17 protein-coding genes are annotated in these 17,933 nt (G+C 71.0%); 4 read left to right on the plus strand and 13 right to left on the minus strand.

Annotation, left to right across the window (positions count from 1 at the left end; all coding sequences use genetic code 11):
• Positions 1-5 precede the first annotated feature (5 nt).
• From zwf to ACQP09_RS06145, 4 genes are all read left to right on the plus strand, one after another.
• Positions 6-1,538 carry a glucose-6-phosphate dehydrogenase gene (gene zwf / locus ACQP09_RS06130; RefSeq protein ID WP_433396568.1) on the plus strand — a complete coding sequence of 511 codons (1,533 nt, stop codon included), beginning with the start codon at positions 6-8 and terminating at the stop codon, positions 1,536-1,538.
• Positions 1,535-2,581: a glucose-6-phosphate dehydrogenase assembly protein OpcA gene (opcA, locus tag ACQP09_RS06135; RefSeq protein WP_433396570.1), complete on the plus strand. Its 1,047-nt coding sequence runs from the start codon at positions 1,535-1,537 to the stop codon at positions 2,579-2,581. Before zwf ends, opcA begins: the two co-directional genes overlap by 4 nt.
• Positions 2,578-3,360: a 6-phosphogluconolactonase gene (gene pgl / locus ACQP09_RS06140; protein WP_433396572.1), complete on the plus strand. Its 783-nt coding sequence runs from the start codon at positions 2,578-2,580 to the stop codon at positions 3,358-3,360. Before opcA ends, pgl begins: the two co-directional genes overlap by 4 nt.
• An 81-nt stretch (positions 3,361-3,441) precedes the next feature.
• Positions 3,442-3,804 (plus strand): VOC family protein, encoded by a 363-nt coding sequence (locus ACQP09_RS06145; protein WP_433396574.1) that lies wholly within the window; start codon positions 3,442-3,444, stop codon positions 3,802-3,804.
• A gap of 12 nt (positions 3,805-3,816) precedes the next feature.
• On the opposite strand, the gene ACQP09_RS06150 is transcribed toward ACQP09_RS06145, so the two are convergent.
• From ACQP09_RS06150 to uvrC, 13 genes are all read right to left on the minus strand, one after another.
• Positions 3,817-4,656, minus strand: a complete 840-nt coding sequence (locus tag ACQP09_RS06150) for a poly-gamma-glutamate hydrolase family protein (protein ID WP_433396576.1) — start codon at positions 4,654-4,656, stop codon at positions 3,817-3,819.
• A gap of 56 nt (positions 4,657-4,712) precedes the next feature.
• Positions 4,713-6,233 carry a PH domain-containing protein gene (locus ACQP09_RS06155; RefSeq protein WP_433396578.1) on the minus strand — a complete coding sequence of 507 codons (1,521 nt, stop codon included), beginning with the start codon at positions 6,231-6,233 and terminating at the stop codon, positions 4,713-4,715.
• Positions 6,230-6,748, minus strand: coding sequence for a PH domain-containing protein (locus ACQP09_RS06160; RefSeq protein ID WP_433396580.1), 519 nt, complete (start codon positions 6,746-6,748; stop codon positions 6,230-6,232). Before ACQP09_RS06160 ends, ACQP09_RS06155 begins: the two co-directional genes overlap by 4 nt.
• A 4-nt stretch (positions 6,749-6,752) precedes the next feature.
• The gene (pgi, locus tag ACQP09_RS06165; protein ID WP_433396582.1) at positions 6,753-8,405 is read right to left on the minus strand and encodes a glucose-6-phosphate isomerase; all 1,653 of its coding nucleotides are present in this window, start codon (positions 8,403-8,405) and stop codon (positions 6,753-6,755) included.
• 181 nt (positions 8,406-8,586) lie between these two features.
• Positions 8,587-8,922, minus strand: a complete 336-nt coding sequence (locus tag ACQP09_RS06170; protein WP_073217477.1) for an RNA polymerase-binding protein RbpA — start codon at positions 8,920-8,922, stop codon at positions 8,587-8,589.
• A gap of 108 nt (positions 8,923-9,030) precedes the next feature.
• A complete protein-coding gene (gene secG, locus ACQP09_RS06175; protein ID WP_026237546.1) occupies positions 9,031-9,267 on the minus strand; it encodes a preprotein translocase subunit SecG in 237 nt (78 codons plus the stop codon).
• Between the two features lie 114 nt (positions 9,268-9,381).
• Positions 9,382-10,158, minus strand: coding sequence for a triose-phosphate isomerase (tpiA, locus tag ACQP09_RS06180; RefSeq protein ID WP_433396584.1), 777 nt, complete (start codon positions 10,156-10,158; stop codon positions 9,382-9,384).
• Between the two features lie 6 nt (positions 10,159-10,164).
• Positions 10,165-11,376: a phosphoglycerate kinase gene (locus tag ACQP09_RS06185; RefSeq protein ID WP_433396586.1), complete on the minus strand. Its 1,212-nt coding sequence runs from the start codon at positions 11,374-11,376 to the stop codon at positions 10,165-10,167.
• Positions 11,377-11,490: 114 nt separating this feature from the next.
• Positions 11,491-12,501 carry a type I glyceraldehyde-3-phosphate dehydrogenase gene (gene gap / locus ACQP09_RS06190; RefSeq protein ID WP_433396588.1) on the minus strand — a complete coding sequence of 337 codons (1,011 nt, stop codon included), beginning with the start codon at positions 12,499-12,501 and terminating at the stop codon, positions 11,491-11,493.
• 241 nt (positions 12,502-12,742) lie between these two features.
• Positions 12,743-13,732, minus strand: a complete 990-nt coding sequence (gene whiA, locus ACQP09_RS06195; RefSeq protein WP_084745309.1) for a DNA-binding protein WhiA — start codon at positions 13,730-13,732, stop codon at positions 12,743-12,745.
• Complete coding sequence (locus ACQP09_RS06200; RefSeq protein WP_432150857.1) at positions 13,723-14,757, minus strand: gluconeogenesis factor YvcK family protein; 1,035 nt, start codon at positions 14,755-14,757, stop codon at positions 13,723-13,725. Before ACQP09_RS06200 ends, whiA begins: the two co-directional genes overlap by 10 nt.
• Complete coding sequence (gene rapZ / locus ACQP09_RS06205; protein ID WP_433396590.1) at positions 14,754-15,785, minus strand: RNase adapter RapZ; 1,032 nt, start codon at positions 15,783-15,785, stop codon at positions 14,754-14,756. The genes ACQP09_RS06200 and rapZ overlap by 4 nt, the downstream gene beginning before the upstream one ends.
• Positions 15,782-17,884, minus strand: coding sequence for an excinuclease ABC subunit UvrC (gene uvrC, locus ACQP09_RS06210; protein WP_433396592.1), 2,103 nt, complete (start codon positions 17,882-17,884; stop codon positions 15,782-15,784). Before uvrC ends, rapZ begins: the two co-directional genes overlap by 4 nt.
• Between the last annotated feature and the right edge of the window lie 49 nt (positions 17,885-17,933).

The raw sequence follows: 17,933 nt of genomic DNA on the forward strand, positions 1-17,933 counted from the left end.
CCACTTTGTCTGCTGTTCCCGGAGCCAACCCGCTCCGTGACGCACAGGACCGACGGCTCCCGCGTATCGCGGGGCCGTCGGGCCTGGTCATCTTTGGCGTCACGGGCGATTTGTCCCGTAAAAAGCTGATGCCTGCCGTCTACGACCTGGCCAACCGCGGCCTGCTGCCACCGGGCTTCTCGCTCATCGGCTTCGCGCGCCGCGACTGGGAGGACGAGGACTTCGCGCAGGTCGTCCACGACGCCGTCAAGGAGCACGCCCGTACGCCGTTCCGCGAGGAGGTCTGGCAGCAGCTCATCCAGGGGATGCGCTTCGTCCAGGGCAACTTCGACGACGACGAGGCGTTCGAGACGCTCAAGGCCACCATCCAGGAGCTCGACAAGGCGCAGGGGACGGGCGGCAACTTCGCCTTCTACCTCTCCGTGCCGCCGAAGTTCTTCCCGAAGGTCGTCCAGCAGCTGAAGAAGCACGGCCTGGCCGACCAGAAGGAGGGCTCCTGGCGGCGGGCCGTCATCGAGAAGCCGTTCGGCCACGACCTGGCCAGCGCGCAGGAGCTCAACCAGCTCGTGCACGACGTCTTCCCGCCCAACGAGGTCTTCCGGATCGACCACTACCTGGGGAAGGAGACGGTCCAGAACATCCTGGCGCTGCGGTTCGCCAACACGATGTGGGAGCCGATCTGGAACCGGTCCTACGTCGACCACGTACAGATCACGATGGCCGAGGACATCGGCATCGGCGGCCGGGCCGGCTACTACGACGGCATCGGCGCCGCCCGTGACGTCATCCAGAACCACCTGCTCCAGCTGCTGGCGCTGACCGCGATGGAGGAGCCCGGCTCCTTCCACCCGAAGGCCCTGGTCGCCGAGAAGCTCAAGGTGCTCACCGCCGTCGAGCTGCCCGAGGACCTCGGCCTGCACACCGTGCGCGCGCAGTACGAGCACGCCTGGCAGGGCGGCCAGGAGGTCCTCGGCTACTGCGAGGAGGAGGGCATCGACCCCAAGTCGACGACCGACACCTACGCGGCGATCAAGCTGACGATCAACAACCGCCGCTGGGCGGGCGTGCCGTTCTACCTCCGGACCGGAAAGCGGCTCGGCCGCCGGGTCACGGAGATCGCGGTCGTCTTCAAGCGCGCTCCCTACCTGCCGTTCGAGTCCGGCGCCACGGAGGAGCTCGGCGGCAACGCCCTGGTCATCCGGGTCCAGCCGGACGAGGGCGTCACCGTGCGCTTCGGCTCCAAGGTGCCCGGCACCTCGATGGAGGTCCGGGACGTCACGATGGACTTCGCGTACGGGGAGTCCTTCACGGAGTCCAGCCCGGAGGCGTACGAGCGGCTCCTGCTGGACGTGCTGCTCGGCGACGCCAACCTCTTCCCGCGCCACCAGGAGGTCGAACTCTCCTGGACCATCCTCGACCCGATCGAGGAGTACTGGGACAAGCACGGCAAGCCCGCGAAGTACGCGGCCGGCACCTGGGGTCCGGCCGAGGCCGACGAGATGCTCGCACGTGACGGACGGAGCTGGAGGCGGCCATGAAGATCGATCTCACGGAAACCACGTCCAGCAAGATCAACCAGGCGCTGGTCTCGGCCCGCCGGGCGATCGGCACCCCGGCCATCGGCATGGTGCTCACGCTGGTCATCGTCACCGACGAGGAGAACGCGTACGACGCGCTCAAGTCGGCCGGTGACGCCTCCCGCGAGCACCCCTCGCGGATCATCGCGGTGATCAAGCGGGTCAGCCGCTCGCCGCGGGCCCGCCGGGACGCCCGGCTCGACGCGGAGGTCCGGGTCGGCTCCGACGCCGGGACCGGCGAGACCGTCGTCCTGCGCCTGCACGGCGAGCTGGCCAACCACGCCCAGTCGGTGGTCCTCCCGCTGCTGCTGCCGGATGCCCCGGTGGTGGTGTGGTGGCCCGAGGACGCGCCCGCCGACGCGGCGAAGGACCCGCTGGGCGCGCTCGCCCAGCGCCGGATCACCGACAGCTACTCCGCCGAGCGGCCGATCGACGAGCTGGCGGTGCGCGCGGCGACGTACAGCCCCGGCGACACCGACCTGTCGTGGACCCGGATCACGCCGTGGCGCTCGATGCTGGCCGCGGCGCTCGACCAGCAGCCCGCGACGGTGATCGGCGCGACCGTCGAGGGCGAGAGCGACAACCCGAGCTGCGAGCTGCTCGCGATGTGGCTCGCGGACCGGCTCGGCGTACCGGTGGAGCGTACGTACTCCGCCGGGCCGGGTCTGACCGCGGTCCGGATGGAGACGAAGAACGGCGTCATCGTCCTCGACCGGGCCGACGGCTCGCTGGCCACGCTCTCCATGCAGGGCCAGCCGGACCGCGCGGTGGCGCTCAAGCGCCGGGAGACCGCCGAGCTGCTGGCGGAGGAGCTGCGCCGGCTGGACCCGGACAACACCTACGAGTCCGCGGTGAAGTTCGGGGTGGAGAAGCTCCACGCGGGCGGCGAGGTGAAGGCGGCCCCGGCTGCCTCCGCTGCCTCGGCCGAGAAGAAGCCTGCGGAGGGCGAACAGAAGGCGCCGGCCGCGAAGAAGGCCCCGGCGAAGAAGGCGGCCGCCAAGTGACGCCTCCTCAGCTGGTCGTGCACCGGGACAAGGAGCTGATGGCGCAGGCCGCGGCGGCCCGGCTGATCACCAGGATCGTGGACGCCCAGGCCTCCCGGGGCCACGCCTCGGTGGTGCTGACCGGCGGGCGCAACGGCAACGGCCTGCTGGCCGCACTCGCCGCCGCGCCCGCCCGGGACGTGGTCGACTGGTCGCGGCTGGACCTGTGGTGGGGCGACGAGCGGTTCCTGCCGGAGGGCGACCCCGAGCGGAACGTCACCCAGGCCCGCGAGGCGCTGCTCGACGCGGTGCCGCTCGACCCGGCCCGGGTGCACGCGATGCCCGCGTCCGACGGCCCGTACGGCAAGGACGTGGACGAGGCGGCGGCGGCGTACGCGGCCGAACTCGCCGCCGCCGCAGGACCGGAGGACCACGGTCCGGTACCGGCGTTCGACGTGCTGATGCTGGGCGTCGGCCCGGACACGCATGTCGCCTCGCTCTTCCCGGAGCTGCCGGCGGTACGGGAGACCGAGCGCACCGTCGTCGGTGTGCACGGAGCGCCCAAGCCGCCGCCGGTCCGCGTCTCTCTCACGCTCCCCGCGATCCGCGCGGCGCGTGAGGTGTGGCTGCTGGCGGCCGGCGAGGACAAGGCGGAGGCGGCGGCCATCGCCCTGTCCGGGGCCGGGGAGATCCAGGCCCCGGCGGCGGGCGCGTACGGCCGCAGCCGGACGCTCTGGCTGCTGGACGCGGCGGCGGCCTCGCAACTGCCGCGCGCGCTGTATCCACCGGCGTCCGCCTGACCGTTTCCGGCTTTACGCCACCAGGCCCGGCCCGCTCTTTATCCGAGCGGGCCGGGCCTGGTGCGTGAAAGGCTCGCGCCCATGGTGCATATCGGAACCGTGGTGATGGGCGCGACCGGCGTACGACGGGCGGCCGCCTTCTGGAAGGCGGCGCTCACGTACACCGAGCGCGAGCCGGGAACGGACGACTGGGTGGTGCTGGTCCCGGTCGAAGGGCCCGGCGTCGGCGTGGCGCTGGGGCGCTCCACCTCACCCGTCCAGGAGGTCCCCCGGGTCCACCTCGACCTCTACTCCGACGAGCAGGAGGCCGAGGTGGAGCGGCTGATGGGACTGGGCGCGGAGCGGGTCGCGTGGGAGCTCTATCCGCCGGACCCGGACTTCGTGGTCCTCGCCGACACCGAGGGCAACCGCTTCTGCGTCATCGACACGACGCACAACGCCTGAGGACCCCGCGGATCAGAGGATGACCTGGTCCGTGCCCTGCTCCAGCTTGGTGATCGCGGCCCGGCAGGCGGCGGTGAAGCGGTCGAAGACCGCGGTCGTGGAGCCGGCCCGGCCCGCGCGGGTGTTGTTGGTGAACATGGCGGCGCGCAGCTCCGTGGTGAGCTCCAGCTGACCGCCCTTGGAGAGCATGGTGCGGTTGACCGGGTTGGTGGGGTTGACGCCGGCCAGGTCGGGCGTCTCGTTCCCGTCCCGCCAGGCGATGCCCACCTTGTCGAACTCGGCCTTGAGCAGGGTCTTGAAGCGGGTGTTGAGCCCGCCGACCACCACGGCCTGCGGGACGGTGCCCGCCTGTGCCGACGTACAGCCGTGCAGGCTCAGGACGTTGAGGCTGCCGGCCGCCATGGAGATCGCGACGTGGTCGTCGCAGTTCTTGGCGGTGACGTGCAGGTCGCGGTTGCCCGAGGTGCGCAGCCCTTCGAACATCCAGTAGTCGTGCACGCCGTGGCCGTCCTGGAGCGGCGCGAGCGTGGCCGGGTGGTAGCCGGCTATGGCGAGGCAGAGTTCGGAGGTCCCGGTCTCGATGCCGCCGCCGTGCAGGGCCATGACGGTGGTCCGGTTGTACGGGTATCTCTGCGGCGTCGAGTGGTCGGCGTACTCGTGTCTCTTGTAGCGGCGGGCGAACTCGACGCCTTCCTGTCCGGCGAGCTTCTTGTAGAGGTCGGTGTTGGAGGTGTAGATGTCCAGGTCGTCCGTGGCGTGGGCCGGGGTCGCGGTGAGCGAGCCGAGCAGCGGGCCGCTGACGGCGGCGGTGGCCAGGGCGGTGAGGACCGTACGACGGTTGGCAAAGGTCATGATCCGTATCGTCGCCGACGCGGGTCCGGCGCCCGGCGCCGGGGTGGTGCCGTCGGTCACGGGGCGGGGCGGTCACCGCGCTCCAGGAACGGCTCCAGCAGCCCGGGGACGGCCTCGGCGGCGAAGGTGAGGCCCTCGGCCGCGTCGGTGTCGTACGCCGTGTACGCGCCTCCTCCGGCGGCCGTGGTGGCCGTGATCGTGAGCAGTCCGGCCCGCCGCTGGAAGTACGACTGCCTGACGGTCCAGCCGATCACTCCGGCCCGCTCCAGCGCGGCGGTGGAGCGGCGCAGCGTGCCGGAGCGGGTCACCAGGTAGCGGCCGGAGAGCCCGTGGCCGAGATTGCGGTACGCGTCCAGCGCCAGCGCCACCGCGAGCGGCAGGAACACCGCCGCGCAGCCGAGCGCGATCCAGAGGAGTACGGGAGTGAACAGCGCCCCGAGGACGGTGAGGAGCAGCACCGGGGCGAGGGCGGCGGCCAGCGACCAGCGCAGCCTGCGGCCCCGGGCGGCGCGCGGGTGGCGGGTCAGCGGGGCGCCGGTCGGCGTCGCCTCCTCGCGGAGTATCGCGGCGGCGACGGAGTCGGCCCGTGGGCGCGGCACCGCCGGGAGGACCGTGTTGTGGTCGGCGTTCCTGGACTCCTTGTCCTTGGCGAGTCCGGTGGTGATGGCGTCCAGCCGGCCGGCGCCGAACAGCCGTACGCCGAGCGGTTCGACCAGGTCGACCCCGCGCAGCCGGGCCTCCTCGACGGAGATCGACCGGGAGGTGAAGAGCCCGCGCCGGACCCGGATGGTGCCGCCGGGCTCGCGCTCCAGGCGGTAGTTCCACCACATCTCGATCCAGAGGCCGAGCGCCCCGACGGCACCGGCGACCAGCGCGGCGAGGACCAGGATGACGATCGTCCAGAGCAGCGGGGTGTCCCGGAACCGGTCCCCCACCCACGCGATGACCTCGCCCTGCGCCCCGACCCATTCGCTGATCTGCATCACGGCTCCGACGGCCGCGCCGCCGAGCATGGGCGCGACGAAGGAGACCGGTGCGTACCGGATCCAGCGCGGGTCGAGCATGGCCAGTTCGCCGTCGCGGTGGACTCCGGCAGGCGCGGTGGTGGCGCGTTCCAGCAGGAGGCGGCGGAGCCGTTCGCCTTCGGCGCGGGTGACCGGGTCGAGCTCCAGGGTGGAGTCGCTGCCCTGTTCGCCGGTGCCGATCCTGACGGTGACCAGGCCGAAGAGGCGCAGCAGCAGGTTGGCGGTGAGGTCGACCGTACGGATGCGGCTGCGGGCCAGCGAGCGGCGCTTGACCAGGAGGAGGCCGGTGTGGAGGTCGACGCGCTCCTCGCCGACGCGGTAGCGGGTGCGGTGCCAGCGGACCCGGTCGGCGCCCGCCGCCACGCCGATGACCAGGAGGCCGGCGCCGAGGACGGCGAGCACCCCGCCCGGGAGCCCCAGCCAGTTGGAGAGGCCGAGCGCGGCGGGAAGGGCCGCGCCGGCGACGACGCCCGCCACGACGAGGGCGGAGACCAGGACCGTACGGGGATCGAGGCGGAGCCAGTCGTCGTAGGGAGGGCGCGGGGTGCTCATGTGGCGTCGCCGGGGGTGTTACGGGTGATGCGGGTGAGGCGCTCGGCCAGTTCGGCGGCGACCTCGTGGTCCAGGCCCTCGATCCGTACCGCGCCCTTGGAGGAGGCGGTGGTGACCGTGACGGTGGCGAGCCGGAAGAGCTGTTCCAGCGGGCCGCGCACGGTGTCCACGGTCTGGATCCGGGACATCGGCGCGATCCGCCACTCCTGCCAGAAGAACCCGGTGCGTACGTACGCCGCGTCCTCGGTGACCTCCCAGCGGTGCGTGCGGAACCACCAGAGCGGGAGGAGGACGGCAAAGGCCACGCCCGCCGCGGCGAACACCGCGGCGGGCAGCAGGAGCCAGAGGCGGGCGGGCTCGATCAGCGCGCCGAGCACGACCAGCGGCACGACGGGGACGGCGGTCATCAGCAGCCACTGGACCCGCCACCAGCCCACGACCCGCCCGTTCAGCGTGTTGCGCGGCGGCCGCAGCCGTATCTCCGCCGTCGTCCCGTCCCCCTCCCCCTCCGGCATGGGCTCAGCGCCCCCGCAGCGTGCGGTAGGCGGTGACCAGCGCGGCGGTGGAGCTGTCGAGCTCCTCCGTGCCGGCCTCACCGGTCAGGACCGGCTCGATCTTCTTGGCGAGGACCTTGCCGAGTTCGACGCCCCACTGGTCGAAGGAGTCGATGTTCCAGATGGCGCCCTGGACGAAGACCTTGTGCTCGTAGAGCGCGATGAGCTGGCCGAGGACCGACGGGGTCAGCTTGTCGGCGAGGATCGTCGTCGTCGGGTGGTTGCCGCGGAACGTCTTGTGCGGGACCAGCTCCTCCGGCACGCCCTCCGCACGGACCTCGTCGGGCGTCTTGCCGAAGGCGAGCGCCTGGGTCTGGGCGAAGAAGTTGGCCATCAGCAGGTCGTGCTGGGCGATCAGGCCGGGCAGCAGGTCGTGGACCGGGGCGGCGAAGCCGATGAAGTCCGCCGGGATCATCTTCGTACCCTGGTGGATCAACTGGTAGTACGCGTGCTGCCCGTTGGTGCCCGGCGTGCCCCAGACGACCGGTCCGGTCTGCCAGTCGACGCGGTGGCCCTCGCGGTCGACGGACTTGCCGTTGGACTCCATGTCGAGCTGCTGGAGGTAGGCGGTGAACTTGGAGAGGTAGTGGCTGTACGGCAGCACCGCGTGCGACTGGGCGTCGAAGAAGTTGCCGTACCAGACGCCGAGCAGGCCGAGCAGGAGCGGGGCGTTCTCCTCGGCGGGGGCGGTGCGGAAGTGCTCGTCGACGAGGTGGAAGCCGTCGAGCATCTCGCGGAACCGGTCCGGGCCGATGGCGATCATCAGCGAGAGGCCGATCGCGGAGTCGTAGGAGTAGCGGCCGCCGACCCAGTCCCAGAACTCGAACATGTTGGCCGTGTCGATACCGAACTCCTCGACCTTCTCCGCGTTGGTCGACAGCGCCACGAAGTGCTTGGCGACGGCGTCCTGACCGGCGCGCAGCTCGGTGAGGAGCCAGTCGCGGGCGGAGGTGGCGTTGGTGATCGTCTCGATGGTGGTGAACGTCTTCGAGGCGACGATGAACAGCGTCTCGGCCGGGTCCAGGTCGCGGACGGCCTCGTGGAGGTCGGCGCCGTCGACGTTGGAGACGAACCGGACGGTGAGGGAGCGGTCCGTGAAGGAGCGCAGCACCTCGTACGCCATGGCGGGGCCGAGGTCGGAGCCGCCGATGCCGATGTTGACGATGTTCTTGATGGGCTTGCCGGTGTGGCCGGTCCACTCGCCCGCCCGGACCTTGTCCGCGAAGGCGGCCATCTTGTCCAGGACGGCGTGCACGGCCGGGACGACGTTCTCGCCGTCGACCTCGATGACCGCTCCGCGCGGGGCGCGGAGCGCGGTGTGCAGGACGGCCCGGTCCTCGGTGGTGTTGATCTTCTCGCCGCGGAACATCGCGTCCCGCAGCTCCGCGACCCCGGTGGCGGCGGCGAGTTCGCGCAGCAGGCGCAGCGTCTCGTCGGTGACCAGGTGCTTGGAGTGGTCGAGGTGGAGGTCGCCGACCCGGAGGGTGTAGGCGGTGCCCCGGTCCGGCTGCTGCGCGAACAGCTCGCGGAGCTCGGTGGCGCCGAACTCCTCACGGTGCTTGGCGAGAGCGGTCCACTCGGGGGTCTGGTTGAGCTTGGTTCGGCTTGCTGCGTTCATCCCGGATATCAGCCCACTTCTTCTTGTACGTCAGCATCCCCGCTGCCCCACCAACCTAATTGATCGAGGAGGCGGGTGGCGCGGACGCGGGCCACGGCGCGGTGAAGCGGTCCGGCCGGACACCCGTGGGGTGTCCGGCCGGTGAACGACTGGGGTGGTCCGTGGAGCGGTGCGGGGAACGTCAGATCTCGCCGCGGAGCTTGGCCAGGGCCTCGGCGAGGATCGCCTCGCCGTCCTCGTCGCTGCGCCGCTCACGTACGTACGCGAGGTGCGTCTTGTACGGCTCGGTGCGCGGCGGGTCGGGCGGGCTGTCCTTGTCCTGGCCGGCCGGGAAGCCGCAGCGCGGGCAGTCCCAGGTGTCCGGCACCTGCGCGTCATGGGCGAAGCTCGGCTGCGTCTCGTGCCCGTTCGAGCACCAGAAGGAGATGCGGAGGCGCGGCGCGGACTCGCCCCGCTCGGCCTCCCCCATCGGCCCCGCTCCGACCCGGCTTCCCCGGATCGCGTTGCCACTTGCCACGGTCGTAACTCCCTGCCTGATGGTGCTCGACGAAGCCCCAGTCTACGTAAGGCCCAACGCGCGTCCAGTGAAAGGAGTTACACCCTCACCGGGGATCGCGGACGACGGTCAGTCGCCCAGCTTGACCAGCAGACCGAGGACGACGACGCACGCGAACCAGATCAGGCCGACCACGACGGTGATGCGGTCGAGGTTGCGCTCGGCCACGGAGGAGCCGCCGACGGAGGACTGCATTCCGCCACCGAACATGTCGGAGAGGCCGCCGCCCTTGCCCTTGTGCATGAGCACCAGCAGCATCAGCAGCAGGCTGAAGACGATCAGAGCGATCTGGAACGCCATAACCACGGCTGGTCCCTACTTTCAGAATTCTCGACTACTGCCTGTACGTACAGCGGGGGCCGGAGGGTGACAACCCCCTCGGCCCCCGCAAGGGTACGACGGATCCGCGCTACCGCATACTCACTGGTCGCGGAAGCGGACGATCTTGACGAACTCGTCGGCGTCCAGCGCGGCGCCGCCGATCAGGGCGCCGTCGACGTCGGGCTGCGCCATGATGGCGGCCACGTTGCCGGACTTCACCGAGCCGCCGTACTGGATGCGGACGGCGTCGGCCAGCTCCTGCGAGTACAGCTCGGCCAGCCGGCGGCGGATCGCACCGCAGACCTCCTGAGCGTCCTCGGGGGTGGCGACCTCGCCGGTCCCGATCGCCCAGACCGGCTCGTAGGCGATGACGACGGTCTCGGCCTGCTCGGCCGGGATGTCCTTCAGGGCGCCGTCGAGCTGCGCGAGCGTGTACGAGACCTGGTCACCGGCCTTGCGGATGTCCAGGCCCTCGCCGACGCAGAGGATCGGGGTCAGGCCGTGCTGGTAGGCGGCCTTCACCTTGGCGTTGCAGATCTCGTCGCTCTCGCCGTGGTACTGGCGGCGCTCGCTGTGGCCGACGGCCACGTACGTGCAGCGCAGCTTGGCGAGCATCGGGCCGGAGATCTCGCCGGTGTACGCGCCGGACTCGTGCGCCGAGATGTCCTGGGCGCCGTACTTGATCTTCAGCTTGTCCCCGTCCACCAGGGTCTGCACGGAGCGCAGGTCGGTGAAGGGCGGCAGGACGGCGACCTCGACGGCGTCGTAGTCCTTGTCGGTCAGGGCGAAGGAGAGCTTCTGGACGTGGGCGATGGCCTCAAGGTGGTTGAGGTTCATCTTCCAGTTGCCCGCCATCAGCGGGGTGCGGGTGGTCATTGAGGTTCAGTCCTCCAGTGCGGCGAGGCCGGGAAGCGTCTTGCCCTCGAGGTATTCGAGGCTGGCGCCGCCACCGGTCGAAATATGTCCGAAAGCATTCTCGTCGAAGCCCAGGATGCGGACGGCCGCGGCGGAGTCGCCACCGCCGACGACGCTGAAGGCCGGGGAGCCGACGAGCGCCTGGGCGACCGCGCGGGTGCCGTCGGCGAAGTCGGGGTGCTCGAAGACGCCCATCGGGCCGTTCCAGAAGACGGTGGCCGCGTCGGCGAGCTTCGATGCGTAGAGCTTGTTGGTCTCCGGCCCGTTGTCCAGACCCATCTGACCGGCCGGGATGGCGTCGGCGGCGACGGTGGTGGCGTCGGCCGGGGCCTTGGTCTTCAGGTCGGGGAAGGCGGGGGCGACGACGACGTCGACCGGGAGGACGAACTCCACGCCCTTCTCCTCCGCGCGCCGCAGGTACTCCTGCACGGCGGGGATCTGGTCCTCCTGGAGCAGCGAGCTGCCGACCTCGTGGCCCTGGGCCTTGAGGAAGGTGTACGCCATGCCGCCGCCGATCAGGATGCGGTCGGCCCGCTCCAGCAGGTGGTCGATGACGCCGAGCTTGTCGGAGACCTTGGCCCCGCCGAGGACGACGGCGTACGGCCGCTTGACGTCGGTGGTCAGCTTCTTCAGCACGCCGACCTCGGTGGCGATGAGGTAGCCCGCGTAGTGCGGAAGCCGCGCCGGGAGGTCGAAGACCGAGGCGTGCTTGCGGTGTACGGCCCCGAAGCCGTCGCCCACGTACACGTCCGCCAGCTCGGCCAGCTGGTCGGCGAAGGCGCCGCGCTCGGCGTCGTCCTTGGAGGTCTCACCGGCGTTGAAGCGGAGGTTCTCGATCACGGCGACCTGGCCGTCGGTGAGGCCCGCGACGACGGAGCGGGCGGAGTCACCGACGGTGTCGGTCGCGAAGGCGACGTCCGCACCGAGGAGTTCACCGAGCCGCGCGGCGGCGGGCGCCAGCGAGAACACCGGGTCCGGGGCGCCCTTGGGGCGGCCCAGGTGCGAGGCGACGACGACCCGCGCGCCGGCCTCGGCGAGCTTGGCGACGGTCGGCAGGACGGCGCGGATGCGGCCGTCGTCGGTGATGGTGGTGCCGTCGAGCGGCACGTTGAGGTCGGCGCGGACGAATACCCGCTTGCCCGCGACCCCTTCGGCGAGAAGTTCGTCGATCGTCTTCATCTGGTCTTCCGTTACTCCTTGCAAGGACGGATGAACATGCTAAGAGGCTCGACCGGCGCCTCGTTGCGCCGGTCGAGCCTCTTACTCACATCGTTGTGCCTGCCGACCCGAGGGTCAGAGCTGCTCGCCGACGAAGACCGTGAGGTCGACGAGGCGGTTGGAGTAGCCCCACTCGTTGTCGTACCAGCCGAGGATCTTCACCGAGTTGCCCTCCTGGACCATGGTCAGGGAGGAGTCGAAGGTGCAGGACGACGGGTCGCCGACGATGTCCGAGGAGACGATCGGGTCCTCGGTGTACGTCAGGAAGCCCTTGAGGGCGCCGTCGTCGGCGGCCTTCTTGAACGCGGCGTTGACCTCGTCCTTGGTGACCTCGCGGTCCAGGGTGACGACGAGGTCGGTGGCGGAGCCGGTCGGGACCGGGACGCGCATCGCGATGCCGTCGAGCTTGCCCTTGAGCTGCGGGAGGACCAGAGCGGTGGCCTTGGCGGCGCCGGTCGTGGTCGGGATGATGTTCTCGGCGGCGGCGCGGGCGCGGCGCAGGTCCGAGTGCGGGAAGTCCAGGATGCGCTGGTCGTTGGTGTACGCGTGGACCGTCGTCATCAGGCCCTTGACGATGCCGAAGTTCTCGTCGAGAACCTTGGCCATCGGCGCCACACAGTTGGTGGTGCAGGAGGCGTTGGAGATGACGTGGTGGCTGGCCGCGTCGTACTTGTCCTGGTTGACGCCCATCACGATGGTGATGTCCTCGTCCTTGGCCGGAGCCGAGATGAGGACCTTCTTGGCACCACCGGCGATGTGCTTCTCGGCGTCGGCCTTCTTGGTGAAGATGCCGGTCGACTCGATGACGATGTCGACGCCCAGCTCACCCCAGGGGATGTCGGCCGGGTTGCGCTCGGAGAGCACCTTGATGGTGTGACCATCGACGGTGATGGTGTCGGCGGTGTGGCTGACCTCTGCCTTGAGACGACCCAGGATGGTGTCGTACTTCAGCAGGTGGGCCGTGGTCGCAGTGTCACCCAGGTCGTTGACAGCCACGATCTCGATGTCCGCACCCTGCTCCAGCAGCGCGCGGAAGTAGTTACGACCGATGCGGCCAAAGCCGTTGATGCCTACGCGGATCGTCACGAACCGATCTCCTCGTATAGGTACGCCGGTTTCTGACGCCGGCGAGGGTGTATAGGGATGTCCCCGACCGCTATCGACCCTACCTCTACGAGGGCCCCGGGGTGACATCGACAGGGGCCGTACGCGCCAGCGGAATACGGCGGGAGGCCCGTACTCCCCAGTAGGGTGCACGGGCCTCCGCACGGCCGCGGGACCTTCGTCCCGGTGCGGCCCGGGACCTTGGTCCCGGGCCGTCGGCGGCTCAGCCGACCAGGCCGTCCGCCAGCTCCTCGCTGAGGGTGGCTTCCGTGCCCGGGATGCCGAGGTCCTGGGCGCGCTTGTCGGCCATGGCCAGCAGGCGGCGGATCCGGCCGGCGACGGCGTCCTTGGTCAGCGGCGGGTCGGCGAGCGCTCCCAGCTCCTCCAGCGAGGCCTGCTTGTGCTCCATGCGGAGCCGGCCGGCCGCCGCGAGGTGCTCGGGGACCTCCTCGCCGAGGATCTCCAGCGCGCGTCCGACCCGGGCGCCGGCGGCGACCGCCGCGCGGGCCGAGCGGCGCAGGTTGGCGTCGTCGAAGTTGGCCAGCCGGTTGGCCGTGGCGCGGACCTCGCGCCGCATCCGGCGCTCCTCCCAGGCCAGCACCGACTCATGGGCGCCGAGCCGGGTGAGCAGGGCGCCGATGGCGTCGCCGTCGCGGACGACGACCCGGTCCACGCCGCGCACCTCGCGGGCCTTGGCGGCGATGGAGAGCCGGCGGGCCGCGCCGACCAGGGCGAGGGCGGCCTCCGGGCCGGGGCAGGTGACCTCCAGCGAGGAGGAGCGGCCGGGCTCGGTGAGCGAGCCGTGGGCCAGGAAGGCCCCGCGCCAGGCGGCCTCGGCGTCGCAGGTGGCCCCCGAGACCACCTGCGGCGGCAGACCGCGGATGGGGCGGCCGCGGCCGTCCACCAGGCCGGTCTGGCGGGCCAGCTGGTCGCCGCCCGCCACCACCCGTACGACATAGCGCGAGCCGCGCCGCAGTCCGCCGGGGGCCATCACGATCAGCTCCGAGCTGTGCCCGAAGATTTCGAGGATGTCGCGCTTGAGCCGGCGCGCCGCCATCGCGGTGTCCAGCTCCGCCTCGATCACAATGCGGCCGCTCACCAGGTGCAGCCCGCCCGCGAACCGAAGAATCGCCGAGACCTCTGCTTTCCTGCAGCAGGTCCGGGTGACGGGAAGCCGAGAGATTTCGTCCTTCACCGCTGGCGTCATCGCCATGGGCCGATCCTTCCATGCATCCGAAAAATACGGTCGTACGCGGCGGCCAACAGCTCCTGATCATGGACCGGAACGCCGTCGGGCGATGCCACCGGCGCCAGCTCGACCGCCGCCCCGAGCCGCTGGGCGGCGTCGTCGAGCGATGCGCGGTCGGGCACGGCTGCCTCGTCGGCCAGCACCACGTCCAAGGCGAGTTTAGGGGCGTGTCGTCCCAAAACCTCCAAATGACGCTGCGGTGAGAACCCCTCGGTTTCACCGGGCTGTGGTGCGAGATTCAACGACAGGACCTTGCGGGCCTTCGTGGTGACCAGTGCGTCGAGCAGTTCCGGCACCAGCAGATGCGGGATCACCGAGGAGAACCAGGAGCCCGGGCCGAGCACCACCCAGTCCGCGTCGAGGACCGCCGCGACGGCCTCCGGGACGGCCGGCGGGTCGGGCGGGACGACGTGCACGGACTGCACCTCGCCCGGCGTGAGCGCCACCGTGGCCTGGCCGCGCACGGTGACGATCGCGTCGGGCAGCTCCGGGTCGTGGCCCTTGACCAGCGCCTGGAGCTCCAGCGGCACGGCGGACATGGGCAGCACGCGGCCCTGCGCGCCGAGCAGCTTGCCGACGAGGTCGAGGGCCTGGACATGGTCGCCGAGCTGCTCCCAGAGGGCCACGATCAGCAGGTTGCCGACCGCGTGCTCGTGGAGGTCGCCCTTGGACTCGAACCGGTGCTGGATGACCCGGGCCCAGGTGCGGCCCCAGTCGTCGTCGCCGCAGAGCGCGGCGAGCGCCTTGCGCAGGTCTCCGGGCGGCAGGACGCCCAGCTCCTCGCGGAGCCGGCCGCTGGAGCCGCCGTCGTCGGCGACGGTGACCACGGCCGTGAGGTCGCCGGTGATCCGGCGCAGCGCCGCCAGGGACGCCGAGAGGCCCATGCCGCCGCCGAGCGCGACGACCTTGGGCTGTGCACCGCGTTTGCGGCCGGAGAGCGCCGAGGTGGCGCGGCTCAGCCGCCGCATCCGCAGATTGCGACCGGTCACTCTCGCCCCATGTCCCGGTGGACGAGGACGGTCTCGATGCCTTCGGCGGCCAGGCGGGCGGAGAGCTTCTCCGACATGGCGACGGAGCGGTGCTTGCCGCCGGTGCAGCCCACGGCGATGGTCACGTACCGCTTGCCCTCGCGGCGGTAGCCGGCGGCGATCAGCTGGAGCAGCTCCGTGTACTGGTTGAGGAACTCCTTGGCCCCGGGCTGGTCGAAGACGTAACCGGAGACCTCCTCGTTGAGGCCGGTGAAGGGGCGCAGCTCCGGGACCCAGTGCGGGTTGGGCAGGAAGCGGCAGTCGACGACGAGGTCGGCGTCGACGGGCAGGCCGTACTTGTAGCCGAAGGACATCACCGTGGCGCGCAGCTCCGGCTCGGACTCGCCCGCGAACTGGGCGTCCATCTTGGCCCGCAGCTCGTGCACGTTGAGGCTGGAGGTGTCGATGACCAGGTCGGCGTCGCCGCGCAGCTCGCGCAGCAGGTCGCGCTCGGCGGCGATGCCGTCGACGATGCGGCCGTCGCCCTGGAGGGGGTGCGGGCGGCGGACGGACTCGAAGCGGCGCACCAGCGCGTCGTCGGAGGACTCCAGGAAGACGATCCGCCGGGTGACGTGCTTGGCCTCCAGGTCGGCGAGGGACTCGCGGAGGTTGTCGAAGAAGCGGCGGCCGCGCACGTCGACGACGACGGCGATCCGCGCCACGTTGCCCTGCGAGCGGGCGCCGAGCTCCACCATGGTGGGGATCAGCGCGGGCGGCAGGTTGTCGACGACGAACCAGCCGAGGTCCTCCAGACACTTGGCGGCGGTGCTGCGTCCGGCGCCGGACATGCCGGAGATGATCACCAGCTCGGGGATGGCCGGCGCGATTGCCTCGCCCGTCTCGTTCGTGGTGTTCGTACTCACGTCTGCTCCGTCTGCTCGGTCTGTTCGTTCGTGCTGGTGCTGGTGGTGTCGGTGCTGCTGCTGGTCGTGGTCGCCGGGGCGGGCGCCACTGCCCTGCCCGGTGGCCCGGCGGGTGTGCTCGGTCATGACGTGCCCCCGTCGTCCTCTTCCATGATCTCTCCTGTGGCCGTGTTCACGGCAGGGGCCGCGGGAGCCGCCGAGGCGAGGGCGGCCGCCACCGATTCGGCCGTCCTGCGCCCTATCCCGGGGACCTCGCAGATCTCCTCGATTGTCGCCTGCCGGAGCTTCTTCACGGAGCCGAAATGCTTGATCAGGGCCTGTTTACGGGTCTCGCCGAGCCCGGTGACGTCGTCCAGAGGGCTCGTACGGATGCGCTTGGCCCGCTTGGCGCGCTGGTAGGTGATGGCGAAGCGGTGGGCCTCGTCCCGGACGCGCTGGAGGAGGTAGAGGCCCTCACTGGAGCGGGGCAGGACGACGGGGTCGTCGTCATCGGGGAGCCAGACCTCCTCCAGCCGCTTGGCCAGGCCGCAGACGGCGATGTCGTCGATGCCCAGCTCGTCCAGGGCGCGCTGGGCGGCGGCGACCTGCGGCTGTCCGCCGTCGACCACGACGAGCTGCGGCGGGTACGCGAACCGCTTGGGGCGGCCGTCGTCCTCACGGGGCTCGATCTCGTCGGCCGGGGAGGCGGGGGTGAAGGCGGGGGCCGCGACGGGGCCGGTGGGAGCGGGGCCGGTGGGAGCGGGGCCGGTGGGAGCGGGGCCGGTGACCTCGGCGATGGGGCCGGGAGCGGTCTCCTGCGGCGCCTGGTCCCACTCCCCCGTGCGCTCCTTCTCCTGGAGGTAGCGCTTGAAGCGGCGGCCGATCACCTCGTGCATCGAGCGGACGTCGTCCTGGCCCTCGAAGCCCTTGATCTGGAAGCGGCGGTACTCGCTCTTGCGGGCCAGGCCGTCCTCGAAGACCACCATGGAGGCCACCACGTCGTCGCCCTGGAGGTGCGAGATGTCGTAGCACTCGATGCGCAGCGGGGCCGTGTCCAGGCCGAGCGCCTCCGCGATCTCCTCCAGGGCCCGGGAGCGGGTGGTGAGGTCGGAGGCGCGCTTGGTCTTGTGCAGGCCGAGCGCCTGCTGGGCGTTGCGCTGGACCGTCGCCATGAGGTCCTTCTTGTCGCCGCGCTGCGGGATGCGCAGGCTGACCTGCGAGCCCCGGCGCTCGGCGAGCCACTGGGAGACCGCCTCGGTGTCCTCGGGCAGGGCCGGGACCAGGACCTCCTTGGGGACGGCGTCGCCGCGCTCCTCGCCGTACAGCTGCTGGAGCGCGTGTTCGACGAGGCCGGCCGTGTCGACCGCCTCGACCTTGTCGGTGACCCAGCCGCGCTGGCCGCGCACCCGGCCGCCGCGCACGTGGAAGATCTGGAGGGCGGCCTCCAGCTCGTCCTCGGCGACGGCGATCAGGTCGGCGTCGGTGGCGTCGGCGAGGACGACGGCGCTCTTCTCCATGGCCCGCTTGAGGGCCCCGGCGTCGTCCCGGAGGCGGGCGGCGCGCTCGTACTCCATCTCCTCGGCCGCCTGCGCCATGTCCTTCTCCAGGCGCCGGATGTACGTGCCCGTGCGCCCGGCCATGAAGTCGCAGAAGTCCTCGGCCAGCTCCCGGTGTTCCTCGGGGGTGACGCGGCCGACGCAGGGGGCCGAGCACTTGTCGATGTAGCCGAGGAGGCAGGGGCGGCCGGTGCGGGCGGCGTTCTTGAAGACGCCGGCGGAGCAGGTGCGGACGGGGAAGACGCGGAGCATCAGGTCGACGGTCTCGCGGATCGCCCAGGCGTGCCCGTACGGACCGAAGTAGCGCACGCCCTTCTTCTTGGCGCCGCGCATCACCTGGACGCGCGGGAACTCCTCGTTCAGCGTGACGGCGAGATAGGGATAGCTCTTGTCGTCCCGGTACTTGACGTTGAACCGGGGGTCGAACTCCTTGATCCAGGTGTACTCCAGCTGGAGCGCCTCGACCTCGGTGGAGACCACCGTCCACTCCACGGAGGCGGCGGTCGTGACCATCGAGCGCGTACGCGGGTGGAGATTGGCCAGGTCCTGGAAGTAGTTGGCCACGCGCTGGCGGAGGTTCTTGGCCTTCCCGACGTAGATCACCCGGCGGTGCTCGTCGCGGAACTTGTAGACCCCCGGGGAGTCGGGGATCTGCCCCGGGCTGGGGCGGTAGCTGGAGGGGTCTGCCATGGTTCACACCCTACTTGCGGGGTGTGACAGGACGTCGTCCGCGAGGTGA

Source organism: Streptomyces sp. CA-146814, assembly GCF_050942385.1.
Taxonomy (GTDB): Bacteria; Actinomycetota; Actinomycetes; order Streptomycetales; family Streptomycetaceae; genus Streptomyces.